The sequence below is a fragment of the Halobacterium sp. DL1 genome, assembly GCA_000230955.3.
GTDB lineage: Archaea > Halobacteriota > Halobacteria > Halobacteriales > Halobacteriaceae > Halobacterium.
In genome coordinates this window covers 2,164,188-2,186,282 of sequence record CP007060.1, presented here as the reverse complement: position 1 = coordinate 2,186,282, position 22,095 = coordinate 2,164,188, and the positions used below count along the sequence as shown (strand labels likewise).

Below are 22,095 nucleotides of genomic sequence, written 5' to 3'. Positions count from 1 at the left end.
CCCACGTTCAAGCACCTGCGCAACGAACCACCACCCATGAGCGTCACCGGCCTCTGTCAGACCTGCGGGAACGCCCAGGCACAGTTCAGTTGCGACCGCTGTGGCGCGGTCGTCTGCCAGGAGCATTACGACGCGGCGACCGGCTTCTGCACCGAGTGCGCGGGCGAGGTGCGCGGCGGACGGGGCGAGGGTGGCGTCGACCCGCGCTGACGCCCTATCGGTACTCGTTCAGCCGCTGTTTTAGCCGACGGGCCGCCTCGCCGGCGGCGCGCTCCCACTCCGGAGAGTCCTCGCCCGCGAAGATGATGCCGCGCGTCGAGTTCACGACGCCGACGCCCTCGTCGTTCAGGCCGTACTCGATGGCGGCCTCCGCGTCGCCGCCCTGTGCGCCGACGCCCGGCACGAGGAACGGCAGCTCGGGGACGCGCTCCCGGATGGCTTCCAGTTCGTCGGGCGCCGTCGCGCCGACGACGAGGCCGACGTTGCCGTACTCCTCGTTCCACCCCGCTGCGCGCTCCGCGACGTGCTCGTACAGCCGGCGGTCGTAGGCCGCGAGTTCGAGGTGCTGGAAGTCCATCCCGCCCGGGTTCGACGTCCGGCAGAGCACGAAGACGCCCGCCTCGGAGCGCGAGAGGAACGGCTGGAGGGCGTCCTCGCCGAGATAGGGGTTGACGGTGATGGCGTCCACGTCGTCGAGCACCTGCGCGTACTGCCGGGCCGTGTTCCCGATGTCCGCGCGCTTGGCGTCCAGCAGGACGGGGACGTCCTTCCCGTGGGCGTAGGCCACCGTCTCACGGAGCGCGCGCCAGCCGTCGGTGTCCTCGTAGAACGCCGCGTTCGGCTTGAAGACCGCCGCATGCTCGTGGGTCGCGTCGATGATGCGTCGGTTGAACGCCCACCTGGGCAGGTCGTGGTCGAGCAGTTCTTCGGGGAGGCGGTCGAGATCCGGGTCGAGACCCACGCTCACGACGGTGTCCGCGGTCTCGATGCGGGCGGCGAGGTCGTCGAAGAAGTCCATGGTCGTGGGTCCCTGCGGGCCAGCAAAAGCGATTCGTTTTCTGGGAATCGACGGAAAACACTTGGTCTGTCCGCGAGGCTGTCCAACCGTGCCCTCAGCTCGGTCAGTCGCTCGCGGCCTCCTCGCCATTGTCGGCATCGCACTGATGGGGTTCGCCGTGCTCATCGGCGCGTCCGTCTGGGGGAGCGACGCGTTCCCCGCCGGCCTCGCCCTCGGGTTCGCACTCCTCCTGTTCGCCGCGGGTGGTGCCGTGCTCGGTGGCGCCGCGCTGCTCTCCGGGAACGCCCTCCGTCCCGCGCAGCGCGCCGGCCTCAAACTCGCCGGTGCTCTCGCCGTCGCCGCGTTCGTCATCCCGGTCGTCGCCGTGTTCGCAGTGCCAGAACTCCTCTTCGACTGGTTCGATGCCCCACCGTTCGTCGGCGCTCTCGTCGCGTGGTTCTCCCTCTCGACGGCAGCGTTCGCGGTCGGTGTCGTCGTCGCGCTCTGGCGCGCCGGCGAACTCGCGTACGCCAGCGCCACGTCGTGACTACGCGGCCTCGGCGGCCGCCCCCAGCACGTCCAGCCCGCGCTTGACGGCCGCGCCGCTCTCGATGAACACGACGAGTCGAGGCGGCTCCCCGCCGACCGGCCGGGCGCGCAGCCCGCCCTCCACAGCAGTCTCGCGGGCCGCTTCCAGGCCGTCGCGCAGTTCCACCCGCACTCGGTCCGGCTGGACGAACACCGCGGCGAGTCGCTCGCCGTCCAGTTCCACGTCGTAGGCGTGAGCGCCGTCCGCCGTCGGCTCGACGTCCGGGTCCGCGTTCGTGACCGCGAGCCGGTCGTAGGGGGCGTTCTCGTGGCCGGTCACCTCACTCGACAGCAGTTCCGCGAGCCGCTTCCCGTCGGTTTCTCTCTTCTCGACCATGCTAGCCCCGTAGGTTCGCCCGGGCCTTCTCGGCTGCGCCGTCGACGTCGACGCCGTTCCGACGCGCGTACACCACGGCCGCCGCGTCCGCCGTCACCCCGAGGTCCTGCTGGAGCTGGTTCACCGCCGCAACGGTCTCCTGGCGGTCGTGGTCCGCGTCGACGAGCGCGTCGAGTGCGCGCTCGAACGCCGAGCGCTCCTGGAACAGCGACGCGTCCGGCGAGAACTCGTCGGGAATCGCCACCTCGTCCGGGTCGAAGGTGGCCGTTAGTTCGCCGTCCGCGCGCTCGATCAGTCCCTCCCCCGTCGCCACGTCCAGCAGCCGTTTCGCCTGGTCCGGGCTCATCCAGTCGCGGTCCAGCGACAGCGACACCACGAACGCCTGCTCGGCGATGCGCGTCCGCCCCTTCTGCTTGAACGGCGCGGCCACCGCTACCCGGAGACTCATGGACGGGCCGACGGAACCGTCGACGGTAAAGCCTGCGGAACGACCTTTTGCGCTGCGGGGTCGGCTCCGCCGCGCCCTCGGCAAAAGCTCGGCCAAAAGCACTCCTCCTTCACTTCACTCCGTTCCGTTCGGTCGTCGGCCTCCGCTCGCTCGCTGCGCTCGGTCGCGGAGTGAACCACGACCCTTCCGGGGTCTTCGACCCGCTCGGGTCGCGGATGCTATTCTGAACCCGGTTCTCAAGGGCCCAACCGAGTCTTTCAAGTGTATCCTGCGCCACTCCTCGGGTATGCAATACCAGGGACGCTCCAAGCGCTCGAAGACTGGTGCCCGACTCCGACCGCAGAACAAGAAGAAGAAGTCGAAGACCGGCCGCTCCCCCACGGAGACAACGGTCGGCGAGTCGCGCTACCGCACTGTCGACGCCCGCGGCAACGTCGACAAGGTCCGCGCGCTCTCGACGGACGTGGCGAACGTCGCCACCGACGACGGCACCGAGCGTGCCACCATCGAGGACGTCACCGAGAACGGCGCGAACCCGAACTACGCCCGACGGAACATCATCACGAAGGGCGCCATCATCGAGACGGACGCCGGCACCGCCCGCGTCACCTCCCGGCCCGGCCAGAACGGCCAGGTCAACGCCGTCCTCGTCGAGTAACGGACTCCGCTCTCCACACTTCTCCTCTCTCCCCGTTTTGCCGTTGCCGACCGAGGCACGCCTCTCGCTCTACCGCCACGGAGGCGACGCTACGCCTGTTCTCGTCGTACTGCCCAGAACTGTTCCCGACGCGGGCGGTCTCTCCTCAGTCCTCCGCGCCGCGCGTGATGAACTCCTCGCTGGCGGTGGCCTGGACGGGGACGCTGATGTCGTCGACGCCGAGTCCCGCGAGATGTTCGTCGCAGAACCGGAGGTCCGTTGTCGACACGTCGTAGTCGACGTACGACACCGTCTTTCCGTCCTCCTCGTAGGTCGACGGGAGGTACTTCGGGGCGGCCCAGATGCCGTCTCTGTCGCAGAACACGCAGCTCTCCGCGTGCGAGTCGGCGAGGTCGTCGCAGAACTCCCCGAATTCCTCGGTCTCGCAGCGGACGCAGAGCCCACCGAGTTCGTGACCACTATCGAGGTCGACGACGACCCGGTTGTACCCGCTCCGCTTCTGGCAAACTACACAGTCCATGTGGATCCCGGTTAGCTTCGGATTATTGGCACTGGGCTCACGTTAGGTAAAGATTACTATGAATTGCAACGGCGACGACACGAAACAAGCAACTGGCCGGGTGATGGACGATTTCGACTGGAGAACCAACAGATGGAACGGGATTACATGATACGAGAGCTTCGAAGTCGGCGCTGGCTTCTGTTTCGACTGGAAACCGACCGAAGGAGCTACGGCCTAGCTGTTTTCACCGCTGATATCGTGGTCCGAGAATCCAGCCTTCGTTCGAGTACCACACGCAGGCGTCGGGGTGGGTCTATTCTCCGGAGCTGCACGCCCTCCCGAGAACGTCTGACGCACGTCGGCTCTGTTTCGACTGGAGGATTGTGGCGCCGCCAGCTTTCCTCGACTTCGGCGCGCGAACGCTACCTGGCGCGAAACGCGAAATTCTGGGTCCAGGCGGTCTGGAACGGGTAGTACGGTCGACGAATTGTGGGTGTGTCGTCGGCCGGTAAAAACTGCGCGCGCGCGCCGACTGTCTACGACGCGCGTCGTGGAGGGCGGCGTCCAGTGGTGTTACTGGAAGCCGATGTGGCCGCCGCGGCGGCGGTCCGTCTCGGGGTTCTGGCTGCCCTTGAACTGCTCCTCGACGCGGTCGTAGTAGTCCATGAGGTCGTCCGTGATGGTGGGGCGGACGTCCTCCATGGCGCGGCGGAAGTGCCGCATCTCGACCTCTTCGGCGTTCTCGTCCTCGCGGAGCGCCTCGATGGCGGCCTCGCGGGTGATGTTCGCCAGGTCGCTGCCGACGTAGCCGTCCGTGATCTCGGCGAGTTCGCGGAGGCTGACGTCCGGCGCGAGCGGGATGTCCGCGGAGTGGATCTTCAGGATCTGCTCGCGGCCCTCCACGTCGGGTTGGCCGACCTGCACGAGGCGGTCGAAGCGCCCGCTCCGGATGAGCGCCGGGTCGATGATGTCGGGGCGGTTGGTCGCGGCGATGACCATCACCTCCTCCATCTCCTCGAGGCCGTCGAGCTCCGTCAGGAGCTGGTTGACGACGCGCTCGGAGACGTTGTTCCCGACGTCCTGCCCGCGGCCGGGCGCGAGGCTGTCCAGCTCGTCGAAGAAGATGACCGTCGGTGAGACCTGGCGGGCCTTCCGGAACGTCTGCCGGATGGCCTTCTCGGACTCGCCGACCCACTTCGAGAGGAGCTGGGGGCCGCGCACGCTGATGAAGTTGGCGTCCGTCTCGTTGGCAACGGCCTTCGCCATCAGCGTCTTGCCGGTGCCCGGCGGCCCGTACAGCAGCACGCCGGCGGGCGGGTCCACGCCCATCCGGGTGAACTTCTCGGGCTGGTTGAGCGGCCACTCGACGGACTCCTTGATGTTGTCCTTGGCGTCGTCGAGACCGCCGACGTCGTCCCACGAGAGCTTCGGGAGTTCGACGAGGACCTCCCGCATCGCGGAGGGCTCGACCTCGTTGAGCGCCCCCTTGAAGTCCTCACGCTTGACGATCATGCGGTCGATGAGGCTCGGCGGGATGTCCTCCTCGTCGAGCTCTATCTCGGGGAGGTAGCGCCGGAGCGCGCGCATCGCGGCCTCCTTCGTGAGGCTCTCGATGTCGGCGCCGACGAAGCCGTGGGTGTCGTCGGCGAGCGAACCGAGGTTGACGTCGTCGGACAGCGGCATGCCCCGCGTGTGGATCTTCAGGATCTCCTCGCGGCCGACCTCGTCCGGCACGCCGATCTCGATCTCGCGGTCGAAGCGGCCACCGCGGCGCAGCGCGGGGTCGATAGCGTCGACGCGGTTCGTCGCCGCGATGACGGTCACGTCGCCGCGCTCCTCGAGGCCGTCCATCAGGCTCAGGAGCTGTGCGACGACACGCCGCTCGACCTCGCCGGTGACGTCCTCGCGCTTCGGGGCGATGGAGTCGAGTTCGTCGATGAAGATGATGGCCGGCGACTCCTCTTTAGCGTCCTCGAATATCTCTCTGAGTTGCTGTTCGGACTCGCCGTAGTACTTGGAGATAATCTCCGGGCCCGCGATGGAGAAGAAGCTCGCGGACGTCTCGTTGGCGACGGCCTTCGCGAGCAGCGTCTTCCCCGTGCCCGGCGGCCCGTGGAGCAACACCCCCTGTGGCGGCTCGATGCCGAGCTTCTGGAAGATCTGGGGGTGTTTCATCGGGAGCTCGACCATCTCCCGGACGCGCTGGATCTCGCTCTCGAGGCCGCCGATGTCCTCGTACGTGATGCCGCCGCCGGTGCGCTCGAAGCCGCTGATCGGCTCCTCGCGCAGTTCCACCTCGGTGTCCTCGGTGACGAGACAGACGCCATCGGGTTCGGTCTCGACGGCGATGAGCGGGATGGCCTGTCCCGGCGACCGCATGAAGGGGTGGTTCGTGCTCGACATCACCGGGACGATGTCGCGAGCGACGACCGGCCGCTTCAGAATCTGGCGCTTGACCATTCCGGCCGCGTCGGAGCCGAACTGGACACTCGCCTCCTCCGGGGGCGCGAGCACGAGACGGTCGGCCTTCTCGGCCTCGGCCTTCCGAATCTTGACGCGTTCGCCGATGCCGACGTCGGCGTTCTGGCGCGTGAAGCCGTCGATGCGGATGGTGTCCGTGTTCCAGTCCTGCCGGTCGGCACGCCACACCTTCGCGGCAGTGGTTTCGGCACCCTCGATCTCGATGATGTCACCCGGGCTGAGCTTCAGGTGCAGGAGCGTGTCGGGGTCGAGGCGGGCGATACCCCGCCCCGAGTCGTTGGGGTAGGCTTTCGCCACCTCGAGTTGAACTTCGTTCATGATTGAAGACTGCGGGATTGTCTCGGAATCCGGCGCCGTCACGGAAGTACTTTCCGCCGACCGGTTCCGCCCGCGGTTGCTACCTAGTAACACGCCCTACCTGAAAGACGTGGCGCATCCCGTCCGTCCTGCCGCAGTCCGCCTCTTGTACCCGATGGAACGACATTCGGCAAACGGAGGTGTTACGTCTCGCGGTGCTCGTCGAGCGCCTCCTCCAGCGTGAGTGTTCCCGTCGCCACCTTCCGGGCGAGCTCCTCGGTGATGGTGCGGTTCTCCTCGCTGGCCTGCCGCGAACGGCTCTTGATGACCTGTATCTCGCCAGCAGTCGGTTCGATGCTGCGCCCCTCTATCTCCTCGCCGGTCATCAGCGCGATGTTCACCGCCGCGAGCACGTCGCCCATGCCCCGGGCGCCCGGGCCGAGCGACGGCGTCGTCCCCGTCTCGTCGACGAGTTCGACGCGCACGTCGTCGAGTTCGTCGACGATCTTCGCCCCTGTCAGCCGCGCCCCGTCGCCGATGCGGACCACTGCGTCATCGCTGCCCGCGACCTCCTCGGCGACCACCTCGGCCGCCTGCTCGGCCGGCACCTGGAACGCGCCAACGACGATGCCGCTCCGCAGGACAGCGATGCCCGGGCGCGTCCCCGGATCGATGCCGACGACGGTCCGTCCGTCGCCGCCGCGGACGTGCACCAGCGCTTCCTCGACCGCGAGCCGCGGGTCGTCTGCCTCCGCAACCACCACCGGGACGTCTACGTCTACGGCTTCACCGGCGGTCACGAGCACGTCTGCCTCAGCCGGCAGCGCGTCGCCGGGTTCGACGGTTGTGAACTCGACGTCCCGGTCGCGCAGCTCGCCGACGACCTCGTGGTACACCTCGAAGTCCGCCGTGGCGACGACGATCACTGTCCGGAACTGGGTGCCCCGGGCGCAAAACGCTTACTCGGCGCGAGCGACCCGAGAATACTTTGCACGGGACGCGCCAATAGCCGCGCAGTGAGCGACGACACCCACGTCTCGACCGGCTGCGACCCGCTCGACGACCTGCTCGGCGGCGGCATCGAACGCGGCACCGTCACGCAGGTGTACGGCGCACCCGGCGCGGGGAAGACGAACGTCGCGCTGTCGACCGCTGTCGACGTCGCCGCCGAGGGTGGGACGGCCGTCTACATCGACACCGAGGGGCTCTCCGTCGAGCGCTTCGACCAAGTGCTCTCCGCGCGCACGGACGACGAGGACGCCTCGGCCCGCATCGTACTCTCTGCGGTCCACGACTTCGAGGAGCAGGCCGAGGCGGTCAAGGACGCCGCCGACTTCGCCGAGCGCGCGGACCTCATCGTCCTCGACTCCGCGACCGGCTTCTATCGCCTCGAGCGCGACGACGACGACCACGGCGAGGCCCTCCGGCAGGTCGCCAGCCAGGTCACCCACTTGCTGTCGCTCGCGCGGAAACACGACCTCGCGGTCATCATCACGAACCAGGTGTTCACCGACGTGGAGAGCGACAGCGACCGCGTGCGTCCGCTCGGCGGGCACACGCTCTCCCACTGGACGGGCGTCGTGCTGCGAATCGACCGGTTCCGTGGCGGCAACCGGCGTGCCACCGTCGAGAAACACCGCGCCCAGCCGGAGGGCGGGCAGGCCCGCTTCCAGATCACCGAGACCGGCATCGAGGGCGTCGAACAGCACTGAGAGCGTAGCGCCAACCCGGGAGCGAAGGTTTCCCGACGCTGGCCGATGCAGCAATCAGCGAATGTGGCGTCCGTAGGGTTCAGTACAGGCGAACGGGCCCGTCCTCTCTCGACTGCAGTTACTCGTCGTCACCTTCTTTCGCAACTGGCAGAGTGAGTGAGAATGTAGTTCCCTCGCCGGGTGCCGAGTCGACGCGGATGTCGCCGCCGTGGCGTTCGACGATGCGCTCGACAAGCGCCAGCCCGATTCCCGTCCCCGAGACGTCGTGACTCTGAGCGCTCTGGAACACCTCGAAGATGCGCTCCTGGTCCTCGGGGTCGATGCCGAGGCCCTCGTCGCGGACCGACACCACCCACTCGTCGTCGGCCCGTTCGGCGGTAATCTCTATCTCCGGTGGCTCCTCGCCGCTGTAGTCAATGGCGTTGTCTACGAGGTTCTGGAACACCTGGCGCAACTGCCCGGCGTCACCCTCGACGGTGGGGAGGGGTTCGTGGGCAATTTCGGCGTCGGTCTCCTCGATGCGCACCTGTAGGTCGTCGAGGACGTCCGCGAGTACGGCGTCGAGGTCCACTGGTTCGAACGGGTCCCCTCGCGTCTCGACGCGGGAGTACTCTAACAGCCCCTCTGTCATCTCCCGCATTCGGTTGGCACCGTCGACGGCGAACTCGATGAACTCCCGGCCGTCGTCGTCGAGTTCGTCGGCGTACCGTCTCTCGATGAGTTGCAGGTAACTGGAGACCATCCGCAGGGGCTCCTGGAGGTCGTGGGACGCCGCGTACGCGAACTGCTCGAGACGTTCGTTCGACGCTTCGAGTTTTCGGTGGTACTGTTCGCGTTCGAGTTCGTAGCTCACCCAGTGGCCGAGGAGTTCGACGAACGCAACCTGCCAGTCCGAGAACTCCTCCGACCGCGACTCCATGTCGTAGAAGCAGAAGGTGCCGTACACCTCGTCGCCGACAGTGATCGGCGTCCCGAGGTAACAGGAGATTCCCCACTCGGCATTGCCGGCGCGGTCCGCCAACTCCGGAGCGTCCTCGTCGACGTCTGCGAGTACGAGCGTCCGGTTCGTTCGCACGGCGTGTTCGCAGTTCGTCGAGTCGAGGGGGACCGAATCGCCAGCCTCGACGTCGGCGTCGTCGGGCCCCACGACGGCCTCGAAGAGGTACTCGTTGGCCGCATCGTCGACGCGGGAGAGCGTCCCGTAATCCGTCCCCAGCGCCGAGCGAACCACGTCCAGCAAATCGTCGACTTTCTCGCGAAACGAACGGTCGGGGTCCGCGATCAACTCGGTTGCTTCCTGTAATGCCTTCCCCTGCACACGGAGTTCCCGCTGGCGCTCCACGTTGTCCGTGGTGTCCCGGAAGTAGACGGACAGACCCGACTCGGAGGGGTACGCGCGGACCTCGAACCAGGCGTCCAGCGGTTCGGGGTAGTACTCCTCGAATGTAACCGTCTCCTGGTCCTGCACCGCCTGCTCGTACTTCGGTTTGAACTGCCGTTCGGTCGCTTCCGGAAACGCCTCCCAGATGTTCTCGCCGACTAGCTCCCGTCCCTCCGGGTTGATGACCTCGTGGGCGCGTTCGTTGAGGTAGGTGAACCGCCACTCGTCGTCGAGCGCGAAGAACGCGTCCGATATCCGGCCGTAGATCTCCTGCAGTTCGCTCTCGGCGCGTTCCGTTTCGATGGCGGAGACGAGGACGTTGGCGACGCTCTGGACGAAGTTCGCGTCGGCTTCAGTGAACGTCCGCTGGTCGGTCGCGAACGTTCCGAGGACGCCCCAGGGGTTCTCGACCGGGCCGATTGGGACCGTGATGCCGCTGACGACGCCGTGGTCGACGAGCAGGTCGTCACCTGGGAAGCGGTCCTCGGTGCGCAGGTCGTCGACGATGACGGGTTCCTTCGACACCAGTGTGTAGCCAGACTGCGAGTGCCCGGTCGGGACCGTCGTATTGCCGACGACCCCTTCCTCCCAGCCTGTCCCCTGTCGGAGGAAGAACTCAGAACCTCCCGGCAGCAACTCGAAGACGGAGGCGCACTCGGTGTCCAGCGTATCCGCGACCGCCTCGTTCACGTCGACCATCAGCGCGTCGATGTCGTCGGATTCCAGTGCCCGCTGGCCGAGTGTGGCGAGGGCCTCCTGATCTCGAACCCGAGAACTGGAGTTACCCTCGGTGGGGGTCTCCTGTCCCATTCACCGGAACTTGCCGGTGAACGCAGTAAAACATGGTGGTGCTTTGCCTAATTGGTTGTCCAGCCAGCGTGGCGTACGCTGTCCCGGCCTCTGTACTGCGTCGGCACTGCCCGAGGGAGACGTCTGGGGGCGTGGTGAACGCCGCGACGTCCCTATCGCGGGTTACTGGCTGCTCACGGTGAGCGGCTCGTCAGGAGACTGCTCAGCGCGCTCCCCACTCGTAGCCGGGGCGACTCCGTCGACTGCACGCTCTGGTAGAGCCCCCTGGCGGCCTTCCCACCTGGCGGCCACTTCTTCACGCTGAAGTACTGCTCGAGGCTCGGCCCGAACTTCGCCTTGTACGAGTAGATGCGCTCGTGGTTCGCCCCCATCAGGTCGAACGACGTCAGCCCGCGGTCCATCGCGTCCCGGCAGACCCGCCACTCGAGGAGGTCGTTGACCGGAATCGGCGCGTCGGTCTTCCCGTTGGCGATCCAGGCGCCCGCGGTGTCCGCGGACTCGACGTCGATGAGGCCCCCCGCGAGTTCGCCGTCGATTCGGCAGACGTACGGCCGGATGGCCCCCTTGGGGAGGCGGTCGGCGAGTTCGCTGACGAACGCCGACGTGACCGGGTAGGATTCGCCCTGTTCGCGGTGGCGTTCGCGGGTCATCTCGACGATCTCGCTGATGGCCCGCGGCCCGCCCTCGGTGATCTCGTAGTCCACGTCGTCGTACTCCTTCCGGAGTTTCCCACGGAGGTCGGAGCTGAACCGCTGTAACAGCTCGTCGGGGGACGCGTCGAGGTCGACGACGTACGTGTACCTGGGTTCGACTTCGTAGTCGTTCCAGTGGAACGGGCGGGAGTCCTCGTAGCCGAGCGTCGTCCTGAGGTTCCAGTACTGGGGCGCCTCACGCTGTTCGACCCACTCGATGGCCGCCTCGATGAACCGGCGGTGGCGCCGGTCGCGCTTGCGCCGCTTCAGCTTCCCCATGTTCAGCCGGAGCGGTCCCAGGTTGTACACCCGCAACCCCGGCGGCGGGGAGTAGGCGGCCGTCATCGGCCCCTTCGAGACGGTGAACACCGGGAACAGCCCGACCGGCTCCTGCCCCTTGAACCCGGCGAGAGGGTGGAGGGTGGCGGCACTGTGGTTTTCGAGGGTCTCTAGGGCTTCTATCCGGTGGAACGGCGTGCTCTCGGGGGCCCGTTCCACCAGGTCGTTCCACTGTTCGTCGTCGTCGAGAGGGCGGATGTCAATGCTCATTGTCGTCCAGATAACCGAGGGCCGCGAGCCGTTGCTCGACGCCCTCGTCCGCGGTTTCCGTGGTTGCTGCGCCGTCGAATGCCGAGTACGCCTCGGACTGCTGCGGGTCGACGATGCGGAGCGGCTCCCCGTCCATCGTCTCGCTGGGCGGGACGCCGAGCGACGAGAGCACCGTGGGCGCCACGTCGAAGAGGTGTGCACCGTCGAGCGTCGCGGAGTCGTCGATTCCGTCCCCGCGCGCGGCGACTATGCCGTCGCGCTTGTGGTTCCAGGGCTGGGGGACCGGTCCGAACGTGGCGCCGCTCAGCAGCGACGACATGTGGTGGTTGAACTCGTCGGGCACGAGGATGACGTCGGCGGCGTCCTCGGTGTACGGCCCGTCGAAGTACACCTCCCGCGGGACGACGTCCTGGAACACCGGCTCGCCGTCGGGGGTCCGGGCGGCCGACAGCTCGTCGATGAGGTCCTCGCGGACGCTGTCGTACCGCTCGGGCGGAACCACGCCCGACGGCTCCCGGCCCTCGAGGTTGATGCGAACGCCGAGTTCGGTCCGCGAGCGCATGTAGGCCGTCGAGCGCTCGAAGTCGACGCTCTCCGTCGCGGCGCGCACCGCCTGGGACGGGACGTGGTCGAGGACGAGGTCGGTGAGCCCCAGTCGGTCGACGACGGCGCCCATGCGCTGGCTCGTCAACCCGAACTTCGCCGCCACCTGGAGGAGCCGTTCGTAGCCCGACTGCTCCGCGCTCTCGTCGCCGTCGATCGACGCCGGGTCGACGTTCCCCCAGGTCGGCATCCCGCCCTCTCCACCTTTCGTCTCGACGTAGCCGCGCTCGCGGAGGAACTCGTTCGCCCGGAACTCGTAGCCGGTGTACTCGCCGATGCCATGGTCGCTCACGACGATGACCGTCTCGGGGTCGTGGGCGTCGAGGATCTCCCCGACCTGTTCGTCGACGGCCTCGTACACCGCCCGGACCGCTTCGGGGTCGCCGTCCCGTTCGTGGAAGACGCTGTCCGTCTGCTGGAACTGGACGAACCCGAACGCGGGGTCGAACTGGTCGACGAGGTAGCGGAACGCCTCGCCGCGCATCTCGGTCAGCCGCCGATACCACGCTAGCTCCTCGTCGCCGCTCGCGTCGGACGGAGCGTACATCCTGTACTCCCCCAGTTCCGCCTCGAGTTCGTCGAGCAGTCCCTCCGGGTGGCACTTGGGCGACTCCGGGGCGGTGTAGCCGGGCACGAGGGCGCCGTCGAACTCCCGGGGTGGAGCGGTCACCGGGACGTTGACCACGACGCTCTCGAGGCCGCGCTCGGAGAGCAGTTCCCAGATGGCGTGCTCGCGGACGTGGCTCCGGTTGACCACGTCCCAGTCGTAGCCATCGAAGGTGAGGAAGTCGAAGACGCCGTGCTTTCCGGGGTTGGCGCCGGTGTACAGCGAGGGCCAGGCGCTCGGTGTCCACGGCGGAACCTGTGACTCCAGCGGTCCCGCCACCCCCTCACCCAGCAGTTCCCCGAGCACCGGGAGGTGCCCCTCGGCGATCAACGGCTCGACGACGGGGAGACAGGCGCCGTCGAGACCGACGAGGAGTGTCCGCAGTCCGTTCGTATCGTGCCGACTCACGGTCTTGCGTTCGCCGACACGAGCCATAGTTATGGAGCGGATTCCCGCACACGCCCGAACCTGTCACCTGGGGCAGGATACTCCGTCCTTCATCGACCCTACTGGTGCCCAGGGACGGGATTTGCGGGCGTCTCGCGTGTCACGAAGTCACCTGTTAACGGTGGCTAGCCACGTCGTACCTCGGACGAATGGGGGACAGATACCTGCGCGAGTGGGATCTGACAACCGTCGAGCGCGGCCCTGCGTTCCGGCCAGAACCGGACCATCGGTAGCCGTGCGCCTCGACTGGCGAGCAATCAAAGCGTGGGTCGACAGCAGGCGGACGAGCCGCGACTGGCCGCGAGAACGAGCGACGCGCACTCCTGGTGACGTAGGCAGTTACCGCGAGCACTGCGGACGAAGAAGCGCCGACGGAACCGAGCTACAGTTCGTTCAGCTTCCGGAGGAGCTGGCCCTTGTACTCCTCGTCGTGTTCGATGCCCTTCAGTTCGAGCACGTTCCGCTCGAGTTTGTCGAGGGCGACGTAGAAGGCGTTGTCCGCGCCGTAGCCCTCGCCGGTGCCGGCGACCTGGCCCTTGTTCGTGCGGAGCCGAATCTGGGCCTGGATGAGGGGGGTGCCGCGGAGCTTCTCCTTGTGCTTGTGGAGGCGAACGTGGGCGTGGTGGACGTTCATCTCGCTGTACTTGCCCGCGACCTGCTCGATGCGCTCCTGGACCTCCTGGCGGGTGAGCGCGTCGAGCAGCTCGATGTTCGTGATCTGGACGTCGAGGTGCTCCTCCTCGGTGTAGGAGAGCGCGCGCAGCACGTCCGTCTTGGTGAGGATGCCACCCACCACACGGTCGTCGTTCTCGGGGGTGACGACGAGGCCGGAGTAGTCGTTCTCGAGCATCTCGGCGACGGCGTCGCGAACGCTGTCCGCGATGGAGGTCGTCGCAACGGGACTGGACATCTCGTCGTAGACCGGGAGGTCGAGCAGGCGTTCCATCTCGCCGCTGCGGTCGCCCCGGGTGGTTCGGGTGTTGTCGCGCACGACGAAGTCGACGATGTCGTGGCGGGTGACGATGCCCGTGAGGAAGCCGTCGTCGTCGTCCACGACGGGGAGGCGGGAGACGCCGTGCTCGCGCAGCAGGTTGATGACCCGCCCCATCGTATCGCTCTCCTCGATGGTGACGACGTTCTCGGTGTAGATGTCGCCGACAGTGAGCGCGTCGAGGTTCTCGAGGACGGCCTCGAGGATGGCGTCCTCGCTGACGATCCCCCAGAGGTCGCCCGCCTCGAAGACGGGCGCGATCTTCGTGCCGCCCTCGACGAGCATCCGGGCGGTGTCCCGGACGTCCTCGGTGCGGTCGACCTGGGGCGCGTCGGTCATCAGCGCGGCGACCTTCGTGTCGTCGTCGATGTGCGAGGAGATGAGCTGTCGTTCCGAGATGACCCCCTCGTACTGCCCCGCCTCCGTGACGATGATTCCCTTGGGGTTGTCCTTCTCGAAGATAGACCGAACCTTGCTCAGCCGTTCCTCGGCCTCGACCTCAATGAAGTCGTTAGTCGCGATGGTAGAGATATCCATAGTTCTTCGTCTGGAAGGACACGGACCAGCGTCTTGAACCTTGTTGCGTGCCTCGCGGTCTCGGAGCGCCCTCGTAGAGTTTTAGGCCTGCGGGGCGTAGGCCGGGGCGTGCTCCCCGACATCGGCGCCGTCTTCGGCGACTACACGTACCTGGCGTCGGAGGTGGCGTTCGGTGCGCTCGCGGTCGCCCTCCTCTACCGCGCGGACGCGCTCCGACGTGCCGCGGTCACCGTCGCCGCGCTCTACCCCCTGGCGTACGTCTGGGACTGGTACACCCTCGAGATCGGCGTCTTCGCCATCGAACTCCGGACCGGGGTCGAGTTCCTCGGCATCCCCGTCGAGGAACACATCTTCATGGTCGTCGTGCCGGCGCTCGTCGTCGGCTTCCACGAGACGCTCCACGGCGAGGACTGAAGGCGCTGGCCACCGAACCCGAGACCATGGGCGACCGCGCGTGCTGGCTCGACTTCTGTCCCGACTGCGACGCACAGGTCACCGTCGTCTACGACGAGTGCCCGGACTGTGGTACCAGTCTGGCCGAATCGGCGTCCTGAGACTCCGCCGCTGTCCCTCCCTGCTTCTGCTCGAGAGGAGTGCAACCGTCGAAGTCATGTCACTCAATCCGAACCCATGCCAACCATTAACATCACGAACGACTATTATATATTCATGGCAAAGCGAACGAGTTCGGAGACGGCCCTCGGCGAACCGGTGTTCGGTGAGAGCGAAGGGCCACTCACGTTGCGTGCCATCGGCAGTGCCGTGCTGGGCGGTATCGCCGGACTCGTCGTCATGGCACCGGTCATCGCCGGCATCCCGATGCTCCTCGGCGTCTTCCAAATCGAACCGCTCGCGCAGTTCTCGGACCTCCTCATCGCGAGGGCGGACACGACCCTCGGGTTGGCGTTCTTCGTCGCCGGTGGCGCCTTCATGCTACCGCTGTTCTTCGTCGTGACGGCGACGTTCCTCCCGCCACGCGAACCGGCGTACTTGCGCGGTGCGACTATCGCGATGTTGTTCTGGGTGAGTTTCGTCTTCATCTTCTGGCCCGGGGCGAGCCTCTACGTCGACACCGTGTTCGTCGTCACGACGTTCGCCGCGCACCTGCTGTACGGGACCGTGCTCGGCTACGTAATGATGCGGTTGACGGGGATTCCACACCACCAGGTCTGACCGGGAGAGGTGGCAGGAAACTTATTGATGGTCCGGACGAAACTCTGGTACGATGTAGCATGACAGTGAGTGGCGCCCTGTTGAGTATGGTCGTGATGGGGGTACTGCTAGTCGGCGCGAGCGTCGCTGTCTCGCGACGCTGGCACCACGCTGTGTACACGCCGACGTTCCGTCCACGCGGCGACGCAGCGTCGCCGGTCCCCGGGGGCGGCGTTTCGAGCGAGACCGTGGCGTTCGCTGCGACCGCGGTGTTACTGCTGGTCGCGGCGCTCGCGGTGTTCCTCGACGCCGCCTCGCTGCTCCTCGTCGCTATCGCTCCGACGCTGCTCGCGGCCTTCTTCGCCTGGGGAACCTACCACATCGGGCGGGCACACGGCCTCCCACAGGCCCACTCCGTCGGACTGAGCGCCTGGCTCTTCGCCGTCGTCCTCGTCGGCGTCATCGCCGCGAAACTCCTCTTCGGCTGACCCTACCCACGACTGTCATGACCGACTCAGTCGCTGCCCGGTCGCTCGACGCGCTCTCTCGCAGGTTCTCCCCCGTAGCACTCGCCGTCGTTGCCGCCGTCGTCCTCGCCGAACTCGCGCTCCTCGCGGGCTACCTCGGCTTCACCGGCGCGGAACCGACCAGCGTCCGTTACCTCCTCTACCCGTTCGTCTGGGTGAATCTCGCCGCGTGGGCCGTCTTCACGGTCGCGCCTCCGGACGCCTCGCGGCGCGTTCGCGTCGCCGTCCTCGTTGTCACAGCGGGCTACCTTCTGGTGCTGGCGTACCTCGGCGGCGTGCTCGACGTTACACACCTCGGGCACAGTCACAGCCACGGCGGCCCCCGTGGCCTCGAACTGTTCACGTCGCTCCCGCCCGGGTGGGGCCCGACAGTCGTCTACGACCACGCAGCGTTCACCCTGACGCTCGTCCCCTACAAGGTCGTCGGCTACCTCGCACTGGCCTACCTCGTCTACGTCGCGCTTCTCGACTTCGCCGCGGCCGCGCTCAGCGGCGCGCTCGGCCTGCTCGCCTGCGCCAGTTGCTCGTGGCCGGTGTTCGCGTCGCTGCTCGCCGTCGTTCTCGGCGGCGCCGTCCCGACGACGGTGTACAGTTTCGCAGTCGACCTCTCGACGGCCGCCTTCGTCGCCGCCGTCGTCCTCCTCGTCTGGCGTACGGGGACGCGTGACCCGTCGTGACTTTCCCAACCCTCCTCGCCGTCCTCGCCGTCCTCGTTGCACGGTGGTCCGTCCTGGCTGCTCTCCGGTCGCTGGTAGCCCACGTCGGCGGCCTGAGTGACGCCGCCGGAGCGACCCAGGTTCCGTCCTGGCTGACGGTCGTCACTGGCGGCGTGCTCGTCGGCGCCTCCTTCCTCTTCAACAGTCTGCTGACGGACCACGAGGGCATCCGCGCGGTCAACGGTTGGCGGGCGGTCCTGCCGTCACCCGCCGTGCTGTGGCGCGCCGGCGTGACGCTGTTGTCTGCAGCCGGCGTCGCCGTGCTCGCGCTCGTGCTGGCGGCCAGTGTCCTCGGTCCGTCGACGCCGACGACGAACCTCGCTATCCTCGTCGTCTGGGTGGGGTGGTGGGCGGGCTACGCGATGTCCACCTACCTCGTCGGGAACAGCTGGCCGGCGGTGAACCCGTGGCGGACGCTCGCCCGCGTCCTCCAGACGTCCGGCAACCGCTCGTACCCGGAGCGCTACGGTGCGTGGCCGAGCGTCGCGGGCCTCCTGGCACTCGTCTGGGTCGAGGTCGTCAGCCCGCTCGCCGCGGACCCGCGAGCGCTCGGCGCGCTCGTCGCGGGCTACACCGTCGCGACGCTCGCCGGTGCGGCGCGCTACGGCACCGACACCTGGTACGGCCGCATCGACCCTGTGTCCCGCGTCTTCCGCCTCTACGGCCGCGTCGCGCCAGTCCAGCGGGGGCAGGACGGACTCCAGCTCCGGCTCCCGGGCGCGGCGCTCACCGACCCCGGAACCGACGACGAACCAGGTTCGACGGCGTTCGTCGTCGCGCTCCTCTGGGTCACCACCTTCGACGGACTCGTCGCGACGCCCGCCTGGAACGCCCTGGCCGGCCCGCTCCTCTCGCCGGTCGCCGGCGCCGGCATCGTCGGCGGAGTCCTGGTCGCGCTCTTCTACCTGGTCGCGCTCCTCGCGGGGTTCGGCGGGTTCCTCCTCGCCTACCGGTTCGCGGCCGCTCGCTCCCGGGAGCGGGTCGACAGCTTCCTCGCCCCGTCCGCCGTCGAGCGGTGGTTCGTGCCGTCGCTGTTACCCATCGCCGCCGGCTACCACGTCGCGCACTTCCTGGGCTACTTCCTCACGCTGTCGCCCGCGCTGGTCGGCGTGCTGGCCGCGCCCTTCGGGGGCGTCGACGCCGTCCAGGTCGCGGTGCTCCCGGCCTGGTTCGGGACGCTCCAGTTGGCGCTCGTGGTCCTCGGCCACCTGCTCGCCGTCTGGGTCGCCCACGCGCTCGCGATGGAACTGTTCCCGGGCGTCCTTCGCCCCATCCGGAGCCAGTACCCGTTCGTCGTCGTGATGATGGTGTACACGATGACCAGCGCCTGGGTCGTCGGACAGCCCACGGTCGCCCCCGTCTACTTGTGACTCCAGCACCCACGTCGAGTCGGATGCAGTCTGCCACCGGCGCGGACCGACGCGAGCCCGCAGTCGACGTCGAGACGGCGATCGACGAGGACGCCGTGGCCGCGACGTGTTCGCACTGCGGCCGCCCGTTCGCGGAGACGGCGGCCCGCGACCTGCACGTCGGCGAGGTGCACCCGAAGGCGTGCTCGTCCGCGGAACGCACGGCCTACGAAGCGGCCCGGGAGGCCGAACGCGAGGAACTGTTCTACTTCCACCTGCGCGTCGTCGTGGCGCTTGGCGTCCTCTACGCGCTCACCGTCCTGCTGTACATGGTCGTCCTCGGCAGCGACATCCTGTAGCGCCTCGTTCGTCGGCCCGTGGTCAGTGGTCGCCGGCCGACTCGGGGACCGGCTCCCGCGCGATGGCGGCAGTGAGGCCGCCCACGGCGAGTAGCGCCAGTGCGCCGCCCACGGGCACGAGGTAGTCGACGCCGTGGAAGAACTCCCCGGCGAGCAGCGCCGCGATGCCCACGGTCAGCACGACGACGATGGCGCCGAACACGAGCGAATCACGTCCCATGCTAGCGTGTACGTATCGGCCCAGGTTAAACCTGTGCGGTGGTGGCCTCAGTCCCGTTCTGGGGGTCCTCCGGCCGACTGGTTCACTGCCGTCGCTCCCAGGACGAGGAGCGCCAGTAGCAGCGTCGTCCCCACCCCGGCGGCTACGACCATCGGATGAGATGGCGGGAGGCGGACCGACTGCGCCGTCGCGACGGCGACGCCGACGCCCATCGGCACGGCGAACAGTGCCGCCCACCCCAGTCGTTCGCGCGGAGTCGTCGACGCCGAACGCTGGGTGGTCACGTTATCGAGTACGTCGCCGCGACGGTCAACGCCAGTGCCGCGAGCAGTCCCATGGCGACGAGCGTCGTGACCGACCGCGGCTCCCAGCGGAGGTGCTGGTAGTAGCCGGCGACCACGACGGCCTTCGCGAACGACAGCACCATGATGATTCCCAGCGCCGTCCAGTACGCCATCCCGGCCTGCTCGACGAGCACCTGGACGGTCGCGGAGACGAACAACACGACGTAGATCGCGGTGTACAGTTTGAGCCTGGTCATTGTCAGAGGATGTAGAACAGCGGGAACAGGAACAGCCACACGATGTCCACGAAGTGCCAGTAGAGCCCGAAGTGCTCTATCGGCGCGCTGTCGCCGAGGTACGCGCCGCGCCACGCCCGCGGGAGCATGTACGCCGCTATCAACAGCCCCGTGATGACGTGGGCGGCGTGGAGCCCGGTCGTCAGGAAGAACGTGGACGCGCGCACGTTCGACGACAGCCAGACGCCCTCGTGGAAGAGGTGGTTCCACTCGATGGCCTTGTTGCCCAGGAACCCGAGGCCGAGCACCAGCGTCGTCCCGAGACTGGCGACCACGCCCCACCGGTGTTCCCGCTCGGCGGCCTCCAGGGCCAGCACGACGGCGAAACTGCTGGTCAACAGGAGGTACGTGTTCACGAGGCCGGGCGTGACGTTCTCCGGAATCGGCTCCCAGGCCACCCAGCCCGTGGAGAACCGGAGGAAGACGTACGCGCCGATGAACGCCCCGAACAGGACGACGTCCGACGCGAGGAATATCCAGACCCCGGTCTTGACGTTGCCGACGCCGCCGAACGGCCAGCTCTCCCCGAACGGGCCGCTCGGGCCGTGGAACCGCTCGCGAGCCATCGCGACGAGCGTCGCGAGGACGCCGAGCAGGCCGACGCCAGTCGACGCCGCGTAGACGGTTCCCATCGCCCCGGACGCGAACTGGCCGTTCTGGAAGCCGGAGAGGCCGAACAGTGCGAGGAACGCCGCGACGCCGACGCCGAACGGCCAGATGCTGGCGTGGCTTGGCGCGGGGTCGTGGGTCTCTTCCTGGGCGCGACGGTGCGGGGTCGCGACCTCACCCCCGACCACCTCGGCCGTCCCGGCGCCGTCCGCGACACCGTCGGGCGACCCGCCGTCGGCGACGCTGTCCGCCGCGTCGGACTCGGTGGCGTCCGTCTCCGAGTCGCCGCCGAGGAACTGGAGTCTGCCACCCCCGTAGCTCGGAACGCCGGGGAAGTTCTCCAGGGGCGGCGGCGACGGGACCGCCCACTCGGCCGTCGACGCGTACTCCCAGGGGTTGTCGTCGGCTGGCTCGCCCGCGTACGCCGATACGACCATGTTGTACACCATGATGAGGAACGAGAGGCCGAAGACGAACCCGCCGACGGTCGCGAGCTGGTGCCAGGTCGTCATCCCGGGGTCGTACGCGAAGTCCCGGCGGGGCGTCTCCCACGCCACGAACATCGGGAAGTACAGCAGGTTGAAGCCGACGAAGAAGACGGCGAAGTGGAGTTTCCCGAGGAACTCGTCGTACATCCGGCCGGTCATCTTCGGGTACCAGTAGTAGAGCCCGCCGATGAGCGCGGCGACGCCCGCGACCATCACGTAGTGGAAGTGGGCGACCACCCAGTACGTGCCGCGGAACTCGTAGTCGAGGACGACGGCGCCCAGAAACACCCCCGTAATGCCGCCGACGATGAACAGCAACAGCCCCCCGAAGGAGAAGAGGAACGGCGTCGTGAACCGGATGCGCCCCTTCACCATCGTGTAGATGAGCGAGAACACCATCAGGTCGAACGGCAGGGAGATGCCGATGGTGGTCACCATGAACAGCGTCTTAATCTCGAGGTTGATGCTCGTGAGGAACATGTGGTGCATCCAGACCACGAAGCTCTGAAGGGCGACCAGCACCATCGCCGCGATGAACCACTTGCGGCCGACGATGCGCCGTCCGGTGAACGTCTGGAACGTCTCCGCCATCACGCCGAGCGCCGGGAAGAAGACGATGTACACCTCTGGGTGGCCGAAGAACCAGAAGAGGTGCGTCCAGAGGAGCGCGCCGTTGGCGGCCTCGGCCGCGAAGTAGGTCGTCCCGAGCAGGCGGTCCGCCGAGAGGATGAGCAGGGCCGCGAGCAGGGCCGCGAACGCGAACAGCATCATCCAGACGGTCAACAGGATGGTCCACGTGAACAGCGGCAACCGCCGGAGCGTCAGGCCGTCGGCGCGCATCCGGTGGATGGTCGTCAGGAAGTTCACCGACCCGACGGTCACCGATACGACGAACAGCAGCAGCGCGAGGATGGCCGAGTTCCCGCCGATGCTGGGGACGAACCGCGGCAGGCTCAGCGGCGCGTACATCGTCCACCCGCCAGCGAACGACCCGCCCTGGAAGAACGACACGCCGAGCAGGATGCCCGATGCGAGGTAGAACCAGTAGCTCAGCGCGTTCAGCCGGGGGAACGCGAGGTCCTTCGCACCTATCTGCAGCGGGACGACGTAGTTCGCGAACCCGAACGCGAACGGCGACAGGAACCAGAACACCATCACTAGGCCGTGCACCGAGACGGCCTGGTTGTACGCGAACGCGGACAGCGGCCCGGTTCCGGGGGCACGCGGGACCCACAGCTGCGTCCGCATCAGCAACGCGAGTACGCCGCCCATGACGAGGAACAGGAGCGACGTGACGAGGTAGAGCATGCCGACGTCCTTGTGGTTGGTCGTGACGAACCACCGCTTCACCGAACTCTTTGGAGGGAACTCGTGGTCCTCGTGTACCGCCTCGCCGGCGACACCCCCGTCCGCTTCGACGCTCTCGTCGGGCGACGTCTCGTCTCCACTCATCGGGGG

General features: G+C 67.6%; 25 protein-coding genes. 11 read left to right on the top strand and 14 right to left on the bottom strand.

All coding sequences use genetic code 11. From position 1 onward, the window contains the following. Positions 1-36 precede the first annotated feature (36 nt). Complete coding sequence (locus tag HALDL1_13185) at positions 37-210, top strand: hypothetical protein (protein AHG04441.1); 174 nt, start codon at positions 37-39, stop codon at positions 208-210. Between the two features lie 4 nt (positions 211-214). Here HALDL1_13185 and HALDL1_13180 read toward each other — a convergent pair whose 3' ends face one another. After that, the gene (locus tag HALDL1_13180) at positions 215-1,018 is read right to left on the bottom strand and encodes an orotidine 5'-phosphate decarboxylase (GenBank protein AHG04440.1); all 804 of its coding nucleotides are present in this window, start codon (positions 1,016-1,018) and stop codon (positions 215-217) included. 145 nt (positions 1,019-1,163) lie between these two features. Here HALDL1_13180 and HALDL1_13175 point away from each other — a divergent pair, with 145 nt between their 5' ends. Next, the gene (locus HALDL1_13175) at positions 1,164-1,544 is read left to right on the top strand and encodes a hypothetical protein (protein AHG05351.1); all 381 of its coding nucleotides are present in this window, start codon (positions 1,164-1,166) and stop codon (positions 1,542-1,544) included. On the opposite strand, the gene HALDL1_13170 is transcribed toward HALDL1_13175, so the two are convergent. Both HALDL1_13170 and HALDL1_13165 read right to left on the bottom strand, forming a co-directional pair. Further along, positions 1,545-1,922: a hypothetical protein gene (locus tag HALDL1_13170; protein AHG04439.1), complete on the bottom strand. Its 378-nt coding sequence runs from the start codon at positions 1,920-1,922 to the stop codon at positions 1,545-1,547. 1 nt (position 1,923) lies between these two features. Continuing rightward, complete coding sequence (locus HALDL1_13165; GenBank protein ID AHG04438.1) at positions 1,924-2,370, bottom strand: hypothetical protein; 447 nt, start codon at positions 2,368-2,370, stop codon at positions 1,924-1,926. Positions 2,371-2,656: 286 nt separating this feature from the next. Between HALDL1_13165 and HALDL1_13160 the strand changes: the two genes are divergently transcribed. Further along, entirely contained in the window at positions 2,657-3,028 is a 372-nt protein-coding gene (locus HALDL1_13160; protein AHG04437.1) for a 30S ribosomal protein S8, read from the top strand. 145 nt (positions 3,029-3,173) lie between these two features. On the opposite strand, the gene HALDL1_13155 is transcribed toward HALDL1_13160, so the two are convergent. The 3 genes from HALDL1_13155 to HALDL1_13145 all read right to left on the bottom strand — a co-directional run bounded on the left by HALDL1_13155 (position 3,174) and on the right by HALDL1_13145 (position 7,234). Continuing rightward, positions 3,174-3,548: a hypothetical protein gene (locus HALDL1_13155; protein AHG05350.1), complete on the bottom strand. Its 375-nt coding sequence runs from the start codon at positions 3,546-3,548 to the stop codon at positions 3,174-3,176. A 555-nt stretch (positions 3,549-4,103) separates the two neighbouring features. Then, positions 4,104-6,329: a CdcH gene (locus tag HALDL1_13150; protein AHG04436.1), complete on the bottom strand. Its 2,226-nt coding sequence runs from the start codon at positions 6,327-6,329 to the stop codon at positions 4,104-4,106. 182 nt (positions 6,330-6,511) lie between these two features. Beyond that, positions 6,512-7,234, bottom strand: coding sequence for a hypothetical protein (locus HALDL1_13145; protein ID AHG04435.1), 723 nt, complete (start codon positions 7,232-7,234; stop codon positions 6,512-6,514). 90 nt (positions 7,235-7,324) lie between these two features. Here HALDL1_13145 and HALDL1_13140 point away from each other — a divergent pair, with 90 nt between their 5' ends. Continuing rightward, entirely contained in the window at positions 7,325-8,020 is a 696-nt protein-coding gene (locus tag HALDL1_13140; GenBank protein ID AHG04434.1) for a DNA repair protein RadB, read from the top strand. A 118-nt stretch (positions 8,021-8,138) separates the two neighbouring features. Here the strand turns inward: HALDL1_13140 and HALDL1_13135 are convergent, their stop codons facing one another. The 4 genes from HALDL1_13135 to HALDL1_13120 all read right to left on the bottom strand — a co-directional run bounded on the left by HALDL1_13135 (position 8,139) and on the right by HALDL1_13120 (position 14,637). Next, positions 8,139-10,211, bottom strand: coding sequence for a histidine kinase (locus HALDL1_13135; protein AHG04433.1), 2,073 nt, complete (start codon positions 10,209-10,211; stop codon positions 8,139-8,141). Between the two features lie 173 nt (positions 10,212-10,384). Continuing rightward, entirely contained in the window at positions 10,385-11,452 is a 1,068-nt protein-coding gene (locus tag HALDL1_13130) for a hypothetical protein (protein AHG04432.1), read from the bottom strand. Then, positions 11,442-13,046 (bottom strand): phosphodiesterase, encoded by a 1,605-nt coding sequence (locus tag HALDL1_13125; protein ID AHG04431.1) that lies wholly within the window; start codon positions 13,044-13,046, stop codon positions 11,442-11,444. Before HALDL1_13125 ends, HALDL1_13130 begins: the two co-directional genes overlap by 11 nt. Before the next feature lie 445 nt (positions 13,047-13,491). Then, complete coding sequence (locus HALDL1_13120; protein AHG04430.1) at positions 13,492-14,637, bottom strand: hypothetical protein; 1,146 nt, start codon at positions 14,635-14,637, stop codon at positions 13,492-13,494. A 108-nt stretch (positions 14,638-14,745) separates the two neighbouring features. Between HALDL1_13120 and HALDL1_13115 the strand changes: the two genes are divergently transcribed. The 7 genes from HALDL1_13115 to HALDL1_13085 all read left to right on the top strand — a co-directional run bounded on the left by HALDL1_13115 (position 14,746) and on the right by HALDL1_13085 (position 18,740). Further along, positions 14,746-15,051, top strand: a complete 306-nt coding sequence (locus tag HALDL1_13115; protein ID AHG04429.1) for a lycopene cyclase — start codon at positions 14,746-14,748, stop codon at positions 15,049-15,051. A gap of 26 nt (positions 15,052-15,077) precedes the next feature. Continuing rightward, positions 15,078-15,191: a hypothetical protein gene (locus HALDL1_13110; protein AHG05349.1), complete on the top strand. Its 114-nt coding sequence runs from the start codon at positions 15,078-15,080 to the stop codon at positions 15,189-15,191. A 115-nt stretch (positions 15,192-15,306) separates the two neighbouring features. Continuing rightward, the gene (locus tag HALDL1_13105) at positions 15,307-15,810 is read left to right on the top strand and encodes a hypothetical protein (protein ID AHG04428.1); all 504 of its coding nucleotides are present in this window, start codon (positions 15,307-15,309) and stop codon (positions 15,808-15,810) included. Between the two features lie 86 nt (positions 15,811-15,896). Further along, entirely contained in the window at positions 15,897-16,277 is a 381-nt protein-coding gene (locus HALDL1_13100; protein ID AHG05348.1) for a hypothetical protein, read from the top strand. A gap of 17 nt (positions 16,278-16,294) precedes the next feature. Beyond that, complete coding sequence (locus tag HALDL1_13095; GenBank protein ID AHG04427.1) at positions 16,295-16,993, top strand: hypothetical protein; 699 nt, start codon at positions 16,295-16,297, stop codon at positions 16,991-16,993. Then, a complete protein-coding gene (locus HALDL1_13090) occupies positions 16,990-18,402 on the top strand; it encodes a hypothetical protein (GenBank protein ID AHG04426.1) in 1,413 nt (470 codons plus the stop codon). The genes HALDL1_13095 and HALDL1_13090 overlap by 4 nt, the downstream gene beginning before the upstream one ends. Positions 18,403-18,425: 23 nt before the next feature. Continuing rightward, positions 18,426-18,740, top strand: a complete 315-nt coding sequence (locus HALDL1_13085) for a DNA-binding protein (GenBank protein ID AHG04425.1) — start codon at positions 18,426-18,428, stop codon at positions 18,738-18,740. Between the two features lie 22 nt (positions 18,741-18,762). On the opposite strand, the gene HALDL1_13080 is transcribed toward HALDL1_13085, so the two are convergent. From HALDL1_13080 to HALDL1_13065, 4 genes are read right to left on the bottom strand one after another with little or no spacing between them, the layout of a single operon-like run. Next, the gene (locus HALDL1_13080) at positions 18,763-18,960 is read right to left on the bottom strand and encodes a hypothetical protein (protein ID AHG05347.1); all 198 of its coding nucleotides are present in this window, start codon (positions 18,958-18,960) and stop codon (positions 18,763-18,765) included. Positions 18,961-19,007: 47 nt separating this feature from the next. Further along, complete coding sequence (locus HALDL1_13075) at positions 19,008-19,244, bottom strand: hypothetical protein (protein ID AHG05346.1); 237 nt, start codon at positions 19,242-19,244, stop codon at positions 19,008-19,010. After that, positions 19,241-19,501: a hypothetical protein gene (locus tag HALDL1_13070; GenBank protein AHG04424.1), complete on the bottom strand. Its 261-nt coding sequence runs from the start codon at positions 19,499-19,501 to the stop codon at positions 19,241-19,243. The genes HALDL1_13075 and HALDL1_13070 overlap by 4 nt, the downstream gene beginning before the upstream one ends. A gap of 2 nt (positions 19,502-19,503) precedes the next feature. Next, on the bottom strand, positions 19,504-22,089 hold the full coding sequence (locus tag HALDL1_13065) for a cytochrome C oxidase subunit I (protein ID AHG04423.1): 2,586 nt from the start codon (positions 22,087-22,089) through the stop codon (positions 19,504-19,506). Positions 22,090-22,095 lie beyond the last annotated feature (6 nt).

Excerpts from the sequence above, each read along its gene's own strand:
- HALDL1_13185 (AHG04441.1), top strand. The coding sequence starts at position 37 with ATGAGCGTCACCGGCCTCTGTCAGACCTGCGGGAACGCCCAGGCACAG.
- HALDL1_13180 (AHG04440.1), bottom strand. The coding sequence starts at position 1,018 with ATGGACTTCTTCGACGACCTCGCCGCCCGCATCGAGACCGCGGACACC.
- HALDL1_13175 (AHG05351.1), top strand. The coding sequence starts at position 1,164 with ATGGGGTTCGCCGTGCTCATCGGCGCGTCCGTCTGGGGGAGCGACGCG.
- HALDL1_13170 (AHG04439.1), bottom strand. The coding sequence starts at position 1,922 with ATGGTCGAGAAGAGAGAAACCGACGGGAAGCGGCTCGCGGAACTGCTG.
- HALDL1_13165 (AHG04438.1), bottom strand. The coding sequence starts at position 2,370 with ATGAGTCTCCGGGTAGCGGTGGCCGCGCCGTTCAAGCAGAAGGGGCGG.
- HALDL1_13160 (AHG04437.1), top strand. The coding sequence starts at position 2,657 with ATGCAATACCAGGGACGCTCCAAGCGCTCGAAGACTGGTGCCCGACTC.
- HALDL1_13155 (AHG05350.1), bottom strand. The coding sequence starts at position 3,548 with ATGGACTGTGTAGTTTGCCAGAAGCGGAGCGGGTACAACCGGGTCGTC.
- HALDL1_13150 (AHG04436.1), bottom strand. The coding sequence starts at position 6,329 with ATGAACGAAGTTCAACTCGAGGTGGCGAAAGCCTACCCCAACGACTCG.
- HALDL1_13135 (AHG04433.1), bottom strand. The coding sequence starts at position 10,211 with ATGGGACAGGAGACCCCCACCGAGGGTAACTCCAGTTCTCGGGTTCGA.
- HALDL1_13130 (AHG04432.1), bottom strand. The coding sequence starts at position 11,452 with ATGAGCATTGACATCCGCCCTCTCGACGACGACGAACAGTGGAACGAC.
- HALDL1_13120 (AHG04430.1), bottom strand. The coding sequence starts at position 14,637 with ATGGATATCTCTACCATCGCGACTAACGACTTCATTGAGGTCGAGGCC.
- HALDL1_13110 (AHG05349.1), top strand. The coding sequence starts at position 15,078 with ATGGGCGACCGCGCGTGCTGGCTCGACTTCTGTCCCGACTGCGACGCA.
- HALDL1_13105 (AHG04428.1), top strand. The coding sequence starts at position 15,307 with ATGGCAAAGCGAACGAGTTCGGAGACGGCCCTCGGCGAACCGGTGTTC.
- HALDL1_13100 (AHG05348.1), top strand. The coding sequence starts at position 15,897 with ATGGTCGTGATGGGGGTACTGCTAGTCGGCGCGAGCGTCGCTGTCTCG.
- HALDL1_13095 (AHG04427.1), top strand. The coding sequence starts at position 16,295 with ATGACCGACTCAGTCGCTGCCCGGTCGCTCGACGCGCTCTCTCGCAGG.
- HALDL1_13085 (AHG04425.1), top strand. The coding sequence starts at position 18,426 with ATGCAGTCTGCCACCGGCGCGGACCGACGCGAGCCCGCAGTCGACGTC.
- HALDL1_13080 (AHG05347.1), bottom strand. The coding sequence starts at position 18,960 with ATGGGACGTGATTCGCTCGTGTTCGGCGCCATCGTCGTCGTGCTGACC.
- HALDL1_13070 (AHG04424.1), bottom strand. The coding sequence starts at position 19,501 with ATGACCAGGCTCAAACTGTACACCGCGATCTACGTCGTGTTGTTCGTC.
- HALDL1_13065 (AHG04423.1), bottom strand. The coding sequence starts at position 22,089 with ATGAGTGGAGACGAGACGTCGCCCGACGAGAGCGTCGAAGCGGACGGG.